Source organism: Acidovorax sp. Root402 (assembly GCF_001425125.1).
Taxonomy (GTDB): Bacteria; Pseudomonadota; Gammaproteobacteria; order Burkholderiales; family Burkholderiaceae_C; genus Acidovorax; species Acidovorax delafieldii.
The window spans coordinates 55422-69502 of the sequence record NZ_LMDQ01000001.1 but is presented as its reverse complement, the minus strand read 5'-3'; the positions used below and the strand labels follow the sequence as shown (position 1 = coordinate 69502).

14 protein-coding genes are annotated in these 14081 nt (G+C 66.6%); 5 read left to right on the top strand and 9 right to left on the bottom strand.

Translation table 11 applies throughout. The features are described from left to right. Positions 1–206 precede the first annotated feature (206 nt). Complete coding sequence (locus ASC83_RS00345) at positions 207–803, top strand: flavin reductase family protein (protein ID WP_056056654.1); 597 nt, start codon at positions 207–209, stop codon at positions 801–803. A 106-nt stretch (positions 804–909) separates the two neighbouring features. Here ASC83_RS00345 and ASC83_RS00340 read toward each other — a convergent pair whose 3' ends face one another. Together ASC83_RS00340 and ASC83_RS00335 are read right to left on the bottom strand one after the other, a co-directional pair. Then, the gene (locus tag ASC83_RS00340; RefSeq protein ID WP_056057597.1) at positions 910–2319 is read right to left on the bottom strand and encodes a DUF2130 domain-containing protein; all 1410 of its coding nucleotides are present in this window, start codon (positions 2317–2319) and stop codon (positions 910–912) included. A 154-nt stretch (positions 2320–2473) separates the two neighbouring features. Then, positions 2474–3394 carry a LysR family transcriptional regulator gene (locus ASC83_RS00335; protein WP_056057594.1) on the bottom strand — a complete coding sequence of 307 codons (921 nt, stop codon included), beginning with the start codon at positions 3392–3394 and terminating at the stop codon, positions 2474–2476. 116 nt (positions 3395–3510) lie between these two features. Between ASC83_RS00335 and ASC83_RS00330 the strand changes: the two genes are divergently transcribed. The 3 genes from ASC83_RS00330 to ASC83_RS00320 all read left to right on the top strand — a co-directional run bounded on the left by ASC83_RS00330 (position 3511) and on the right by ASC83_RS00320 (position 6615). Continuing rightward, positions 3511–4347, top strand: a complete 837-nt coding sequence (locus tag ASC83_RS00330; RefSeq protein WP_056056653.1) for a pirin family protein — start codon at positions 3511–3513, stop codon at positions 4345–4347. Between the two features lie 84 nt (positions 4348–4431). Further along, on the top strand, positions 4432–5076 hold the full coding sequence (locus ASC83_RS00325) for an NADPH-dependent F420 reductase (protein ID WP_056056651.1): 645 nt from the start codon (positions 4432–4434) through the stop codon (positions 5074–5076). Between the two features lie 231 nt (positions 5077–5307). Continuing rightward, a complete protein-coding gene (locus ASC83_RS00320; RefSeq protein ID WP_056056649.1) occupies positions 5308–6615 on the top strand; it encodes an MFS transporter in 1308 nt (435 codons plus the stop codon). 36 nt (positions 6616–6651) lie between these two features. On the opposite strand, the gene ASC83_RS00315 is transcribed toward ASC83_RS00320, so the two are convergent. Next, a complete protein-coding gene (locus tag ASC83_RS00315) occupies positions 6652–7407 on the bottom strand; it encodes a tyrosine-protein phosphatase (RefSeq protein WP_056056647.1) in 756 nt (251 codons plus the stop codon). Positions 7408–7582: 175 nt separating this feature from the next. Between ASC83_RS00315 and ASC83_RS00310 the strand changes: the two genes are divergently transcribed. Then, a complete protein-coding gene (locus ASC83_RS00310; RefSeq protein WP_056056645.1) occupies positions 7583–8425 on the top strand; it encodes a helix-turn-helix domain-containing protein in 843 nt (280 codons plus the stop codon). Here ASC83_RS00310 and ASC83_RS00305 read toward each other — a convergent pair. The 6 genes from ASC83_RS00305 to ASC83_RS00280 all read right to left on the bottom strand — a co-directional run bounded on the left by ASC83_RS00305 (position 8386) and on the right by ASC83_RS00280 (position 13997). Beyond that, positions 8386–8724 (bottom strand): DUF2834 domain-containing protein, encoded by a 339-nt coding sequence (locus ASC83_RS00305; protein ID WP_056056644.1) that lies wholly within the window; start codon positions 8722–8724, stop codon positions 8386–8388. The genes ASC83_RS00310 and ASC83_RS00305 overlap by 40 nt on opposite strands. A gap of 147 nt (positions 8725–8871) precedes the next feature. Beyond that, on the bottom strand, positions 8872–9222 hold the full coding sequence (locus ASC83_RS00300) for a DUF4124 domain-containing protein (protein ID WP_056056643.1): 351 nt from the start codon (positions 9220–9222) through the stop codon (positions 8872–8874). Between the two features lie 67 nt (positions 9223–9289). Next, on the bottom strand, positions 9290–9892 hold the full coding sequence (locus ASC83_RS00295) for a YbhB/YbcL family Raf kinase inhibitor-like protein (RefSeq protein WP_082522265.1): 603 nt from the start codon (positions 9890–9892) through the stop codon (positions 9290–9292). A 115-nt stretch (positions 9893–10007) separates the two neighbouring features. Beyond that, the gene (locus ASC83_RS00290) at positions 10008–10784 is read right to left on the bottom strand and encodes a helix-turn-helix transcriptional regulator (RefSeq protein ID WP_116748341.1); all 777 of its coding nucleotides are present in this window, start codon (positions 10782–10784) and stop codon (positions 10008–10010) included. An 85-nt stretch (positions 10785–10869) separates the two neighbouring features. Beyond that, on the bottom strand, positions 10870–11088 hold the full coding sequence (locus ASC83_RS00285; protein WP_056057588.1) for a hypothetical protein: 219 nt from the start codon (positions 11086–11088) through the stop codon (positions 10870–10872). Then, the gene (locus ASC83_RS00280; protein WP_056056638.1) at positions 11088–13997 is read right to left on the bottom strand and encodes a DNA topoisomerase III; all 2910 of its coding nucleotides are present in this window, start codon (positions 13995–13997) and stop codon (positions 11088–11090) included. Before ASC83_RS00280 ends, ASC83_RS00285 begins: the two co-directional genes overlap by 1 nt. Between the last annotated feature and the right edge of the window lie 84 nt (positions 13998–14081).

Below are 14081 nucleotides of genomic sequence, written 5' to 3'. Positions count from 1 at the left end.
GGGCGGGGGCATTGGGCGGGCTGTACCGCTGGCCCCAGAGCGCCCCCACAGGCTTCATGGAAGCCGTTTTGAGGCAAAAATGCGCCATGGCGCTAGTGCAATATGCCTGAATAGCTATTTGATTGATAGCAAATGTCAGCAGCGCCCACAGGCTCCACGCACAGCCCCATCCCCTGGTATTGCCCTTTGAACACACCCTCACCCCCATGCTGCCCACTGCCTCCCACCCCCACTTCACCCCGGTGCCCCTCGACAAGGCCTATCGCCTGCTCAACCACGGCCCCGTCGTGCTGGTGTCGGCCGCCCATGCGGGTCAGCACAACGTCATGGCGGCATCGTGGGCCTGCGCACTGGACTTTGCACCGCCCAAGGTCACGGTGGTGCTCGACAAGGCCACGCGCACGCGCGAGCTGGTGGAGGCCAGCGGCTTCTTTGCACTGCAGTTGCCCACCGTGCCGCAGGCCGCGCTGACCGTAGCGCTGGGTACCGATAGCGCCAAGACCACGCCCGACAAGCTGCAGCGCCATGGCGTGGCGTTGTTTGAAGCACCGGGCCAGTCCGCGCAGACCATGCCCCCGCTGGTGCAAGGCTGCGCCGCCTGGCTGCTGTGCCGCGTGATCCCCGAGCCGCACAACCAGCAGGCCTATGACCTGTTCATCGGCGAAGTGGTGGCCGCCTGGGCTGACGACCGCGTGTTCCGCAACGGGCACTGGGAGTTCGACACCGCGCCCGACGAACTGCGCACGCTGCACTATGTGGCGGGCGGGCAGTTTTATGCGACGGGGGCGTCGGTGCGCGGCTAGTGCCGCCCAACGTGCATGCCACCCATGGGGACGGAGCAGCGGCAGACCGGTTGTGCCCGCCCTGTTTGCAAGGCCCCGTCCGCCGGTCGCCTCACCCCGCCCCGTATCACTCCTCGTCCGAAATCCCCAACTGCTTGAGTTCCGCAAATTTGGCCGCCATCGTCGGGTTGCCGCGGGTCAGCTTCTTGATCGTGAGGTCTTCGGCCTTGTCGTTGGCCAGGCGCAGGTTGTTGGCCGACTTGTGCAGCGCCTCCTTGGTCTTCTCCAGGTCCTTGATGGCCTCGTCAATGCGCTTGATGGCTTCCTCAAACCCGTCCGATGCCAGCCGCCAGTTGCGCCCAAACGCGCCCTTGAACTCTTCCAGCTGCGATTCGAACTTGGTGATGTCCAGGTTCTGCGCCTTCACCAGCGCCAGCTCCGACTTGTACTGCAGCGACTTCATCGCAGCGTTGCGCAGCAGCGTGATGATGGGGATGAAGAACTGCGGCCGCACCACATACATCTTGGGATAGCGGTAGAACATGTCCACGATGCCGGTGTTGTACAGCTCGCTCTCGGGCTCCAGCAGTGACACCAGCACCGCGTACTCGCAGCCCTTTTCGTTGCGGTCCTTGTCCAGCTCTTTCAAGAAGTCTTCGTTGCGCTTCTTCGTGGCCGTCTCGTCGCTCTCGTTCTTCATCTCGAACATGATCGAGACGATCTCGTTGCCCGCCTCGTCCAGGTCGCGAAAGATGTAGTCGCCCTTGCTGCCGCTGCGCGCGTCGTTGTCCTTTTCAAAGTAGGCGCGGGGAAACGCCGTGGCGCGGATGCGGTTGAACTCCGTCTCGCAGTGCTGCTCCAGCGTCTCGCCCACCATCTTGGTGGACAGGCGCGCCTTCATGTCCCGCAGCCGCGCAATCTCGCCGTCCCGGTCGCGCAGTTGTAGGGCGTACTGCTCCTTGATGGCGGCCTCCTCCAGCTGCTTTTTCACTACCACCAGGTTCAGGTTGTTTTGGAGCTCGTCGCGCTCCCGCGCCACCACCGTGACTGCCTCGGTCACCGCCAGCCTGCGCGCCACCTCGGCAGCGTCCAGTTGTGATTTGAGCTGCTGTATCTCGGCGTCCTTTTGGGCGGCCACGCCCTGCAGCTGCTGCGCCAGCCGTGCTTGTGCCAACTGGTCCGCTGCCTGCTGCGCCTGCCGCGCACGCTCCAGCTCATTGGCCAGCGCGTCGCGCTGCTTCTCCACCGCGCCCAGGGCCTGCGCCACCGCCAGGTCGCGCTCCACCGCGCCCGCGCCCAGCTGCGCCTTCAGGGCCTGAATCTCGGCATCTTTGGCCGCCGCCGACTTCTGCAGCTCATTGGCCACCTGGGCCTGCGCCAGCGCCACCGCATTGCGCTTGTCCTGCTCGGCCAGCTCCAGCCGCTCGTGCAACTGCGCGGCGAAATCCGCGTCCCGCACCTGCTTGAGGATGTCGGCATACCCGGTCTCGTCAATCTTGAACGCCTTGTTGCAGTGGGGGCAGATGATGTCGTGCATGGCGGTCACCGTGTGGGTTGTTTGTGTTTCGTTGGGTGGGGAGCATAGCGGTCAGGAGTGTGAGCAGACGGAGCCTTGCGAAGCCTCGTGCAGTGCGCTGACAGACCCAGCGTGAACGGCACCCGTGGATTCATACCGCGTCAGTCATCAGTCATCAGTCATCGCCCTGGGGTGGCAGCTCCTGCATCGCACCCATCTTGCTGATGACCAGCTCAATGAAAGCCGACACCGCCAAGGGCAGGTAGCGCCTGCTGGGGTAGACCATGTGCACGCCATGCCCCTGCCGGTGGTATCCAGGAAGCATGGGCACCAGCAGGCCAGCGCGCAGATCGCGTTGCGTCAGCGTGGAGGGCAGCAGCGCAATGCCCAAGCCCGCCAGCGCGGCCTTGCGCAAGGCCTGTGCCGTGTTGCCACTGAAGCGGCCCGCCACCTGCACCTCGGCCGGTGCGCCCTCTGGCCCCGTCACGCGCCAGGTGGCCTTGCCGCTGGGGTGGCTGAACGCCAGGCAGTCGTGGTCCACCAGGTCTTGCAGCGTGGCCGGAACACCCCGGCGGGCAATGTAGGCCGGGCTGGCCACCAGGCCGTCGCTGCCCGCGTCCAGCACCTTGCGGGCAAACAGGCCCGAGTCCTCCAGAATGCCGCCCCGAAACGCCACATCGATCCGGTCTGCAATCAGGTCCGCGCGGCCGTCGCTCAGCACAAAGTCCACCCGCACCTTGGGGTGCGCGACCAGGAACTCGGTCAGCCACTCCATCGCAAAGAAATCAAAAAAATCAGCCGGGGCCGCCACCCGCACCAGGCCGCTGGGCTCCTGGTTCACTGCCAGCAGTTCGTCACCCGCATCCATAAGCCCCTCTACCGCGCCGCTGCAACGCTCCAGAAAGACCTGGCCCGCGCTGGTGAGCGTGAGGTGGCGGGTCGAGCGCTGCATCAGCCGGGTGCCCAGGTGTGCTTCGAGCTGCTGCACCCGGCGGCTCAGGGTGTTGGGCGGCACGCCCAGGCGGCGCGAGGCCTCGGCAAAGCTGCCGCAGCGCACCACCTGCACAAAGATGGCCACGTCGTTCAGATCCAGCATGGTCACGCTCATTCATTCGATTAATGGACGAGTGCAATCATATTGCGCTATCTAGTCAATCAATCGATGAATTTTTAAGCTACAGGCATCAGTTCAACACCTCCGAGGTTCTCTTGATGTCTGCACCCGCCACCGCCCCACGCGCCATCACCCACCGCACCCGTGGCACCACGCACGGCCCCATCACCCGCCTCATGAGCCCCGGGGACCTGGGCCAGGTGCTCAAGCCCTTCATCTTTTTGGATCAGGTGCACTTTCAGCCCAGCGCAGCGCAGCAGGGCTTTGGCATGCACCCCCACTCGGGCATCGCCACGGTCACGTTCTTGTCGGAAGGCGATGTGCGCTACGAAGACAGCACCGGCCAAGCGGGCCTGCTGCCTGCGGGTGGCGTCGAATGGATGCGTGCTGGCAACGGCGTGTGGCACACCGGTGCCCCCGTGGGCGACACGCCGGGCCGGGGCTTTCAGCTGTGGGTGGCCCTGCCCGCCGCGCTGGAAAACGCCCCCGCCCACAGCCAGTACCTCGCCCCCGAACTGGTGCCTCAGGTGGGCCCGGTGCGGGTGCTGCTGGGCGAGTACGGCGCAGTGCACAGCCCCGTGGCAGCGCCCGAGGGCATGACCTATCTGGCCGTGCAGTTGGCCCAGGGCGAACGCTGGACCTACACCCCGCCCCCCGGCCACACCGTGGCGTGGGCGGCAGTGGCCACCGGCGCACTGACGGCGGGCGAACCCATTGCGGCAGGCGAGCTGGTGGCGTTTGAGCCCACCCACCAAAGCATCGACTTTGTGGCCACCGAAGCCACCCGCTTCGTGCTGGGCTCTTCCGTGCCGCACCCGCATGAGCTGGTCATGGGGACTTACTCCGTGCATACCAGCCAGGCAGCACTGCGGCAGGGCACCACAGAAATCCGGCGCATTGCAGGGCAACTGCGCCAAGCCGGGCGGCTGGGTTAATCCCTTTCACATCCCCCTCCACATTCGACTTTTCACTGTTCCCTTTCCCTCCACCCACTTCACTCATTGACCAAGGAAATCACCATGAACATCGGCATCATCGGCTCAGGCGCACTCGGCTCTAACGTGGCGCGCGCATTGGCCAGCAAAGGCCTGTCGGCCACCCTCTCCACCCGGCGCGGGCCGGAATCACTGGCCGCGCTGGTGGCCGAACTGGGCCCCACCATCAAGGCGGGCACCGTGGCAGAGGCTGCCGCCGCAGACATCGTGCTCATCGCCGTGCGCTGGGAAGACCTGGGCCAGGCCCTGGGTGGCCTGCCTGCGTGGAACGGCCGCATCGTCATCGACGGCACCAACCCCGTGGAGTTTCTGGATCCCAACTCGCCCGCCGCAAAAGACCCCAGCAACCCGCTGGCGGCCTACGGCATCAAGGCCATCGACCTGGGCGGGCGCTCGTCCAGCGAAGTGTTCAGCGAATTCGTACCCGGCGCCCGCGTGGTCAAGGCGTTCAACCACCTGGACGTGAACGTTCTGGCCCAGCCCCAAGTCTCCGGCGGCCAGCGCGCCATGTTCTACGCAGGCGACGACGCCGCAGCCAAGGCCGAAGTGCGCAAGGTGCTGGACGCCATCGGCTACTTCCCGGTGGACCTGGGCACGCTGGCGGTGGGCGGGCGTTTGTCGGAGTTGCCGTTTGGTGCGTTGTCGGCCGCCCAGTTCATCAAGATCTGAGAAGGGGTATCTGCCCTGGCACTTTCAGACTGCAGGTAGCTCGATCAACGCGTGTTGCCTGGGGTCTGTGGCAGTGACCCTGCCCCACCACCCGCGGCACCTCCAGGGTGTGCGGTCAGCCCGTGCGAACAGCTAAAAAATCACACCAATCGATGCGCCGCATCCTTGCACTCAGCGAGCCATGACGCCGCCCTGCAAGTCCCTGCAGCGCTGTGGGGTAAATTGCCCCGCATGCCGAACACCTCTTCGCCCCCCTCTGCGGCCGCCCCCGCATCCCTCATCGACTCCCGCCAGGCCGCGTGGCGCCTGCTGACCACGCTGGGCCTGGTGGTGCTGGGCAACAGCAGCATGTATGTGGTGTCGGTGGTGCTGCCCGCCGTGCAGGCCGAGTTTGGCGTGGGCCGCGCCGATGCGTCGCTGCCCTACACGCTGATGATGGTGTGCCTGGGACTGGGCGGAATCTGGACCGGTCGCATGGCCGACCGGCATGGGCTGATGCCGGTGCTGTGCGTGGGCGCGGTGGCCGTGTGTGGCGGGTTTGTGTGGGCGGGGCTGTCGGGCAGTATCTGGGGGTTTGGGCTGGCGCACGGGCTGATGGGGCTGATTGGCAGCTCGGCCACGTTTGCGCCGCTGATGGCAGACACCGCGCTGTGGTGGAACAAGCGGCGGGGCATTGCGGTGGCGATCTGCGCCAGCGGCAACTACATTGCGGGCGCGCTGTGGCCGCCCATCGTGCAGCACGGCATTGAGCTGATCGGCTGGCGCCACACCTATGTGCTGCTGGGCATTGTGTGTGGGGTGGGCATGCTGCTGCTGGCACTGCGCATGCGCCAGCGCGCGCCGGTGGCGCAGATGGATGCAGCATCGGCAGCGGTGGCACCGGCCGCGTCGGGTGCAGCGCCCTCGCCGTTGCCGCTCGACCGCAGCCGCCCGTTCGGTCTGCGCCCGCTGCATGCACAGCTATTGCTGTGTGTGGCGGGCGTCGCGTGCTGCGTGGCCATGGCGATGCCGCAGGTGCACATCGTGGCCTATTGCACCGACCTGGGTTTTGGCGCGGCGCGCGGGGCCGAGATGCTGTCGCTGATGCTGGCCTGCGGCATCGTCAGCCGCCTGGTGTCGGGCGTGATCTGCGACCGCATTGGCGGCGTGCGCACGCTGCTGCTGGGGTCTGCGTTGCAGGGTGTGGGGCTGGCGCTGTTTTTGCCGTTTGACGGGCTGGTGCCGCTGTATGTCATCTCGGCGATGTTCGGGCTGTTCCAGGGCGGCATCGTGCCCGCCTACGCCATCATCATCCGCGAGTATTTCGCCCCACAGGAGGCCGGTGCGCGGGTGGGTGCGGTGATCATGGCCACGCTGATCGGCATGGCGCTGGGGGGCTGGATGTCGGGCTGGATTTTTGACCTGACGGGCAGCTACCGCGCCGCGTTCCTGAACGGCATGGCGTGGAATCTGCTGAACCTGTCGATCGTGGGCTGGCTGTTCTGGCGCGTGCGCCAACAGCGCGCTGTGACAGCGCGGCCTCAGCACAGCCCAGGGTAAGCCTGGTAGGCGCCGCCAGCGGGCACCATCGGCGGCTCAGGCTGCCTGCAGGTAGCGCCCGGCCAGTTCTTTCTGCGCTGCGGCGTCGACGCCCAGCACGTCCACCAGATACAGCTGCAGGCCGCCATAGTCGTTGTCCACCATGTGCAGGGCGGCGTCCAGAAACTCCTCTTGCACACGCCACAGCACGCGCAGCACTTCCTCTGGCGCGTGACTGCCCATGCCGGGCGGGCGCTGGTAGAGCGTGTTGGTGAGCAGGTAGTCGTGCATGACCACATCGCGCGGCACGCCCAGGGTCAGCAGGATGAGGGCGGCGGCAAAGCCGGTGCGGTCTTTGCCTGCGGTGCAATGGAACACGGTGGGCGCGTCGCTGGCGAGCAGCAGGCGGAACAGCTCGGCAAAACGTGGGGCGTTGTCGTGCACAAAACCCCGGTAGGTGTCCTGCATCAGGCCCACGGCGTCTTGCGCCGTGAGCTGGCGGCCGGTGCGTTGCAGCTCCAGCGCGCGCTGCACCACGGTGGGTTCGATGTGCAGTGGGTGGTAGGCCACGCCGGGCAGTGCGTAGGCATACGCGGCGCTTTCGGCCTGGCCGCGAAAGTCCACAGCGCGGGCCACGCCCAGGTCTGCCAGCAGGGCCTGGTCCTCGGGCGTCAGGCCCGCCAGGTGGTCAGAGCGGAAGATGCGGCGCCATTTCACCGGGCGGCCACCGTGGCCGGTGTAGCCGCCGAGGTCGCGGAAGTTGGTAGCGCCTGCGAGGGGGACGGACCGGGTGGGGGCTTGCTCTTGCTGCATGGTGCTTGGCACGGTTGAGTGGTGGGTGGGGATACGAAAGCAACAAGGATAGTCGGGCACTGCGGCAGCTGCATGTCGCACGGGTGGCTGGAGAACGTCGAGTACGACGGCTGACTGGCTGACCAACCACCCCGAAAGCCGCCATCTGCGCCACGTCGATATGCAGAATGCGGGTATGCAGCGCTTGGTGCCCGTCCCCTCCGATTTGCAGCCTTGGCTGATTGCCGCCGTGGTGGTCAATGCCCCGGCGGCGCTGGCGCAATCGCATTTCCCGGCCATGGTGTCGAGCATGCTGGTGGTGCGGCTGGCCGGGCAGGTGGTGTGCCGGGGCGCGCCCGTGCCGCAGTCAGCCTGGATGAGCGCAAGCACCATGGCCACGGCGTATGAACACAGCGGGCCGGTGCAGGCCGTGGGGCTGGTGCTGCAGCCTTCGGCAGCGGCGGCGCTGTTCGCCAGTGCGCGTGGAGTGGTGAACACGCTGCGGCCGCTGGCAGACCTGGTGGGCCCCGGGTGGGCCGAGGTGGAACACGCGGTGCGCTCGGCGGCGGACGATGGTGCGCGCCTGCAGGTGCTGTGCGACTTCATCCGGCAGTGGGTTGCGCCGCCGTCGCCTTGCGAGGCGCGGCGGCAACAGGCGCTGGCCTTGCTGCATGCAGCCACTGAAAACGCCACGGATACGGTACAGCGTCTGGGTCTGAGCCAGCGGCAGTTTGAGCGGCGCTTTGTGGCGCATTGGGGCATGGCGCCCAAGCAGTTTCAGGTGATTGCACGGCTGAACAGCACGCTGGGCAACGCCCTGGCTGCGCCCGGCGACCTGGTGGTGGGCCTGGCGGTGGACCAGGGCTACTACGACCAGTCGCACATGGCGCGTGATGTGCGCAGGCTGGCGGGCCAGCCGCTGCAGGCCCTCGTGCAGGGCAGCCGCAGCCCGGTCACCGAACACTGGCCCCTGCAGGTGGGCGCACAGGCGCAGCCGGGTCAGCCGCCGGAGGGATCAGCGTCCCTGCGCAGGCGTTGAGCCAGGTACAGCGGCATCACAAACGCGAGCCCGATACCAAAGCAGGCCGCGATGCAGGCCCAGCGCCACGCGCCCAGGCGGCGGTCGGCCGCCACCCAGGCCGAGAACGCCACGGCGGCCAGGTACACGTCGCAGGTGATGCCGGTGGTGAGCGCGTTGGCAAAGGCGTCGCGCCAGAAAACATCGGGCATCACGCTGCCACCGGCCAGAAAGTACACGGTGTTGAAGTACCAGGGGATGGCCAGGCCCAGGGCGGCCAGCAGAAAAAGAAAAACGCGCAGGGGTTGGTGGTGGTGCATCGGTGCATGCGGCCCCCAAAGAAAGAGAGAGGCCTGGGGTAGTGAATCAATGCACCGATTGAATCTGTGCAGCCCCCTCGCCGGCTAGGAAAAAAACGACATGCCCACCACAGGCCTGCACGCCATCAACAGCTGGCCGCCAGCCGCTTACTGTGCAGGCGGCAGCGACGTGACTGCGCCATCCACCGGTAGCTCCTGGCTGCCCTGGGGGCAGGGCTGGTCGGTGTAGGTGGTGCGGCCGTCCCGCACGCATTTGCGCGGCTGCGGCGCCACGGGCTGGGACGCGCCCGCCGGCGCCGGGCGGGCCTGCGCAGCAGCGGGGCGCTTGTCGGGTGGCAGGGACTCGGGCCCGGGGCGGGTGATCTTTTTCCAGGCCTGTTCGGTCCAGGGTCCGGCCTGGGGCAGCCACTGGTCGGCGGTCCACCACGCCGCTGCTGCGGCGGCCAGCAGCAGTGCGGCCAGAAGGGACCAGAGGGCTCGTTCGCGGGGGCTGCGCATGGGGTGGGCCTGTGATGGGGTGGGTGACTGCTGAGCTTAAAACATCACAGTGCCCCACCCCACACGGTCACTGCTGCTTGCCTTGGGCCGCAGGGCGCCCGTAGCGCGCGGTGAGTGTGGCCTTGCCCAGGCTGTTGGCGTTGATCATGTAGCCCGCCAGCGCAGCGGTGGCGTCGGCAGGCAGGTCCAGGCGTGGCACCTTGAGTGCGTGCACGGTGAAGATGTAGCGGTGCGGCGCATCCCCCTCGGGCGGGCACGCCCCGCCCCAGGCGGCGACGCCGTAGTCGATGCGCACATGGCTGGCGCCTGCAGGCAGCTTGGCGCCGCCAGCAGCACCGGCGTCGGGCTGCAGCACGGTGACGCTGGCGGGGATGTTCACCACCGACCAGTGCCACCAGCCCGAGCCTGTGGGAGCGTCAGGGTCATACGCGGTGACGGCAAAGCTCTGCGTGCCTGCAGGCACACCGTTCCAGCGCAGCGCGGGCGACTGGTTCTCACCTGCGCAGCCGAAGCCCTTGAACTCGAAACGCTGGGGCAAGGTGCCATCCGCCGCAAAGTCGGGGCTGCTGAGCGTGAACGCCTGGGCGTGGGCAGCCAATGCCAGGCCGCTGGTGGCAAGCGCCGCGATGGAGGTAAAAGCGCGGCGGGGGCGTGAAAGTGGGTGGCTCATCCAAAAAGCTCCTTGCAGTAGCGGTGTGAAACAAGGACTTGATGGTGCGGTGTGCCACGCCTTCGCACTGGCCCGGCGGCATCAAAGGCTGTGCGCTGTGCGTCAGCCGCAGTAATCAGGGCCTCAGTTGCGAGGGCGGAAAGCCAAAACGCTCGCGGAAGGCCGCGCTGAAGCGGCTGTGCGACTCGTAGCCGCAGCGCGCTGCGATTTCGGACACTTGCAGCGTGGAGCTTTGCAGCAGAACCAGCCCCGTCTCCAGCCGCACATCGCGCAGGCACTGGCTTACGGTTTCGCCCTCTTGTGCCAGGCGGCGCTGCAGGGTGCTGGCGCTGGTGGCAAAGGCGGCGGCGATACGCTCCACCGTCCAGTCAGCCTGCGGGCTGGGGCCCACCAGGCGGCGCACCCGGTCGGCCCAGCCCAGCTCGCCGGGCGGGGCGAAGACGATGCCTGCCTCGGCCAGCATCAGCAGCACCTCGAGCGCGCGGTGTTCGCGCAGCGCCTGCGAGCTGGCATCGCTCTCCAGCGCGGCCAGGGCACGCCGGTAACTGTCTTCAAATGCCGCATCGGCCGCCAGGCCCGCACAGCCCTGCACTGCAGGCACGGCCGCAAACTGGCCGAACTGGCGGTGAAACTGCTCCACCAGTTCGGGCGCAAAACACAGCAGTCGCGCCACATAGCGGCCTTGCGGGGCGGGGTCGTTGACCACCTCCCACTGCGCGCCACGCGGCAGCACAAACACCCGCCCGCTGGGATAGCGGTGCGCCCCGCCCGGTGTGACCAGGTGCTTGGTGCCAGAGACCACCCAGCCCACCGAATCCATGCGCACCGTGACAGTGTGGATGCGGTGGTGCACCGTGGTGGCAATCTGCAACGACAGTGCGGGTTCGACCATCAATCTCTCCCTTGCGGCTCACGTTCCATCATCCGCCCGGCCCCGTGCTGGTTGAAGACGGGCTGCGCGCGGTGGCAGCTTGCAGTCAGCGGGTGCGCTCCCGCGTCACGTTCACGTCGATATCGCCAAACACGGTCACGCCGCTCGCGCCCTGGGGCTGCTGCTGGCTGGCCGGGTCGCTGGAGCGCGCAGAGCCTGTGGTGGTGCAACCCCCCAGCGCAGCGGCAACCGCGAGTGCCACCAGCGCGGTGCGGCAGACGCTGCCCGCCATCGACGCGATAGGCACCATGTTCAGCGGCTTCATCATTCACCGCCCAGGTGGTTGCCCAGGATGCCCGCCAGCTCAAACATGCCCGCGCTGTCCTTGCCGAACACGGCGCGCAGCTTGTCGTCAGCGACGATGGTGCGCTTGTCCTTGGGGTCTTGCAGGTTGTGGGCCTTGATGTATTCCCACATCTTCTTCACGGCCTCGGGGCGCGCCACCGGCTCGTTGCCGATCACGGCGGCCAGGGCTGCGCTGGGGGCCTTGCCTGCGGCGGCCTTGCGCGGGGCTTTGGCAGCCGTCGTTTTGGCTGCGGCCTTCTTTGCAGGGGCTTTTTTGGCGGCGGCGCTAGTGGGTTTTGCCTTGGTTGCTATTGTTTTTGAAGCGGCGCCCGGGCGGGGTGGGAACTTGCTGGGCGCGAATTCAAAGTTGACCTTGCCCGCCTCCTTGTCCCACGCCAGGTGGGCCTTGAAGTTGCGGCGCGTGCGCATGCTCACGAACTTGTCGAGCAGGTCGGTCTTGCCGGTCTCCAGCAGCTTGTGCATCTGCTCGCGCTCCACAGGCTGCTGCAGGATGATCTTGCCGCTCTTGAAGGTGCAGCTGGGCGTGGGCTGCGCCGCGGTAGGCACGGCCTTGCTGCACACATAGTTGCTGCCGTGTTCGTGCACTTCCGATCCGCAGATGGGGCAAGGGCCGAGCGCGGCGTCTTCAAACTCCACGATCTCGCCGGACTCTTCGCCCTTCTTGTCGTCGCCAAAGTCGAATTCGAGCTTGTAGTTGTGCGCCTCGTCGTCGTACTTGATGATGATCTCGGACGTGAAGGGCCAGCCCGCCTTGGAGCGGAAGCCCTCCAGCGGGCCGATCTTCTTGTCGCGCAGCAGGGTGTTGGCCTCGGCCGTCTCAAACGTGCGGCCTGCGGGCGACTTGCCGAAGCTGAAGCCGCAGCCTTCCGCACCGGGCTTGCCCACACAGGCAAAGCGGCGGTAGTTTTCCTTCACCACGCCACCGCAGTTAGGACAGGGTGATTCCAGCGTGGCGTAGTCGCCGGGGATGGTGTCGCGGTCATATTCCTTGGCCTTCTTGACCATGCGCTCGGTCATGGCGGCGATCTCGGCCATGAAGGCTTCGCGGCTCAGTTGGCCCTTTTCCATTTGCGAGAGCTTGTACTCCCACTCGCCGGTCAGGTCGGCACGGCAGAGTTCTTCCACTTCCAGACCGCGCAGCAGCGTCATGAGCTGGAAGGCCTTGGCCGTGGGGATGATTTCGCGGCCTTCGCGCAGCATGTACTTTTCGGTCAGCAGGCCTTCGATGATCGCCGCGCGCGTGGCAGGCGTGCCCAGGCCTTTTTCCTGCATGGCTTCGCGCAGTTCGTCGTCGTCGATCTGCTTGCCCGCGCTTTCCATGGCGCCCAGCAGCGTGGCTTCGGAGTAGCGGGCGGGGGGCTTGGTCTTGAGGCCCTTGGGGTCGGCGGCCAGGGTGTTGACGCTCTCGCCGGGCTTCACCGGCACCAGGTTCTGGCCCTTGTCGCCATCCTTGCCGCCTTCCACTTCGTCGGCGGCTTCCTTGCCGTAGATGGCCAGCCAGCCGGGCTTGACCAGCACCTTGCCTTCGGTCTTGAAGCTGTGGGGCGCCACGGTGCTGATGCGTGTGGTCACCGTGTATTCAGCGCTCGGAAAGAAAACGGCCATGAAGCGGCGCACGACCAGGTCGTACAGCTTTTGCTCGGCCTCGCTCAGGCCGCTCGGTGCCTGCAGCGTGGGGATGATGGCAAAGTGATCGCTCACCTTGCTGTTGTCAAAGATGCGCTTGGACGGGCGGATGTAGTTGTTGTTCAGCGCCGTGAGCGCGTGGGGCGCCAGGTGGCGCATACCGCTGTCGGCCAGCATCTCAAACGTCTGCTTGGCCACGGGCAGATAGTCTTCCGGCAGCGCGCGCGAGTCGGTACGCGGGTAGGTCAGGGCCTTGTGACGCTCGTACAGGCTTTGCGCCAGGGCCAGCGTGGTCTTGGCCGAGAAGCCGAACTTGCCGTTGGCCTCGCGCTGCAGGCTGGTCAGGTCGAACAGCAGGGGCGACGCCTGGGTGGTGGGCTTGCTCTCTTCGGTGACTGTGGCCTGCTTGCCGCGCACGGCGTTGGCAATGGCCGTGGCCTCGGCGGCGGACCACACACGGTCCGCGCGCATTTCCACATCCTCGCCCTTCTTCCACTTGGGGTCGAACCACTTGGCGGGGTACTCGCCGGCTTCCGCGCCAAAGGTGGCGTGGATTTCCCAATAGTCGCGGCTGATGAACTTGCGGATCTTTTCCTCGCGCTCCACCACCAGCGACAGCGTGGGCGTCTGCACCCGGCCCACGGTGGTCAGGAAGAACCCACCATCGCGCGAGTTGAACGCCGTCATGGCCCGCGTGCCATTGATGCCCACCAGCCAGTCGGCCTCGGAGCGGCTGCGGGCCGCGCTGGCCAGGCCCGCCATCTGCTGCTCGGTGCGCAGCGCATCAAAGCCGTCGCGGATGGCCTGGGGCGTCATGGACTGCAGCCACAGGCGCTTGACCGGTTTGCCCAGAGGCTTGGCGCCACCGGCGTACTGTTCGATCAGGCGGAAGATCAGCTCTCCCTCGCGGCCCGCGTCGCAGGCGTTGATGAGCTGTGTCACGTCCTTGCGCTTGGCCTGCTTGACCACCGCGTTCAGGCGGCTCTTGGTCTTGTCCACGGGCTTCAGGTCAAAGTACGGCGGGATCACAGGCAGGTGCGCAAAGCTCCACTTGCCGCGCTTCACGTCAAACTGCTCGGGGGCCTGGATCTCCACCAGGTGGCCCACGGCGCTGGTGACTACATAGCGGTCATTCTCGAAGTGGTCTTCGTGCTTCTCGAACTTGCCCGCCACGGGGGTCAGCGCGCGCACGATGTCTTGCGCCACCGAGGGTTTCTCTGCAATTACCAGGGTCTTGGTCATTTTTTGGTTTCTCGCCAGTCTGGCTGTCCGGCATCCGGCCGGTCGCTTCTACAATTCGTTGCCTCACGCGTACACGCGCACGCG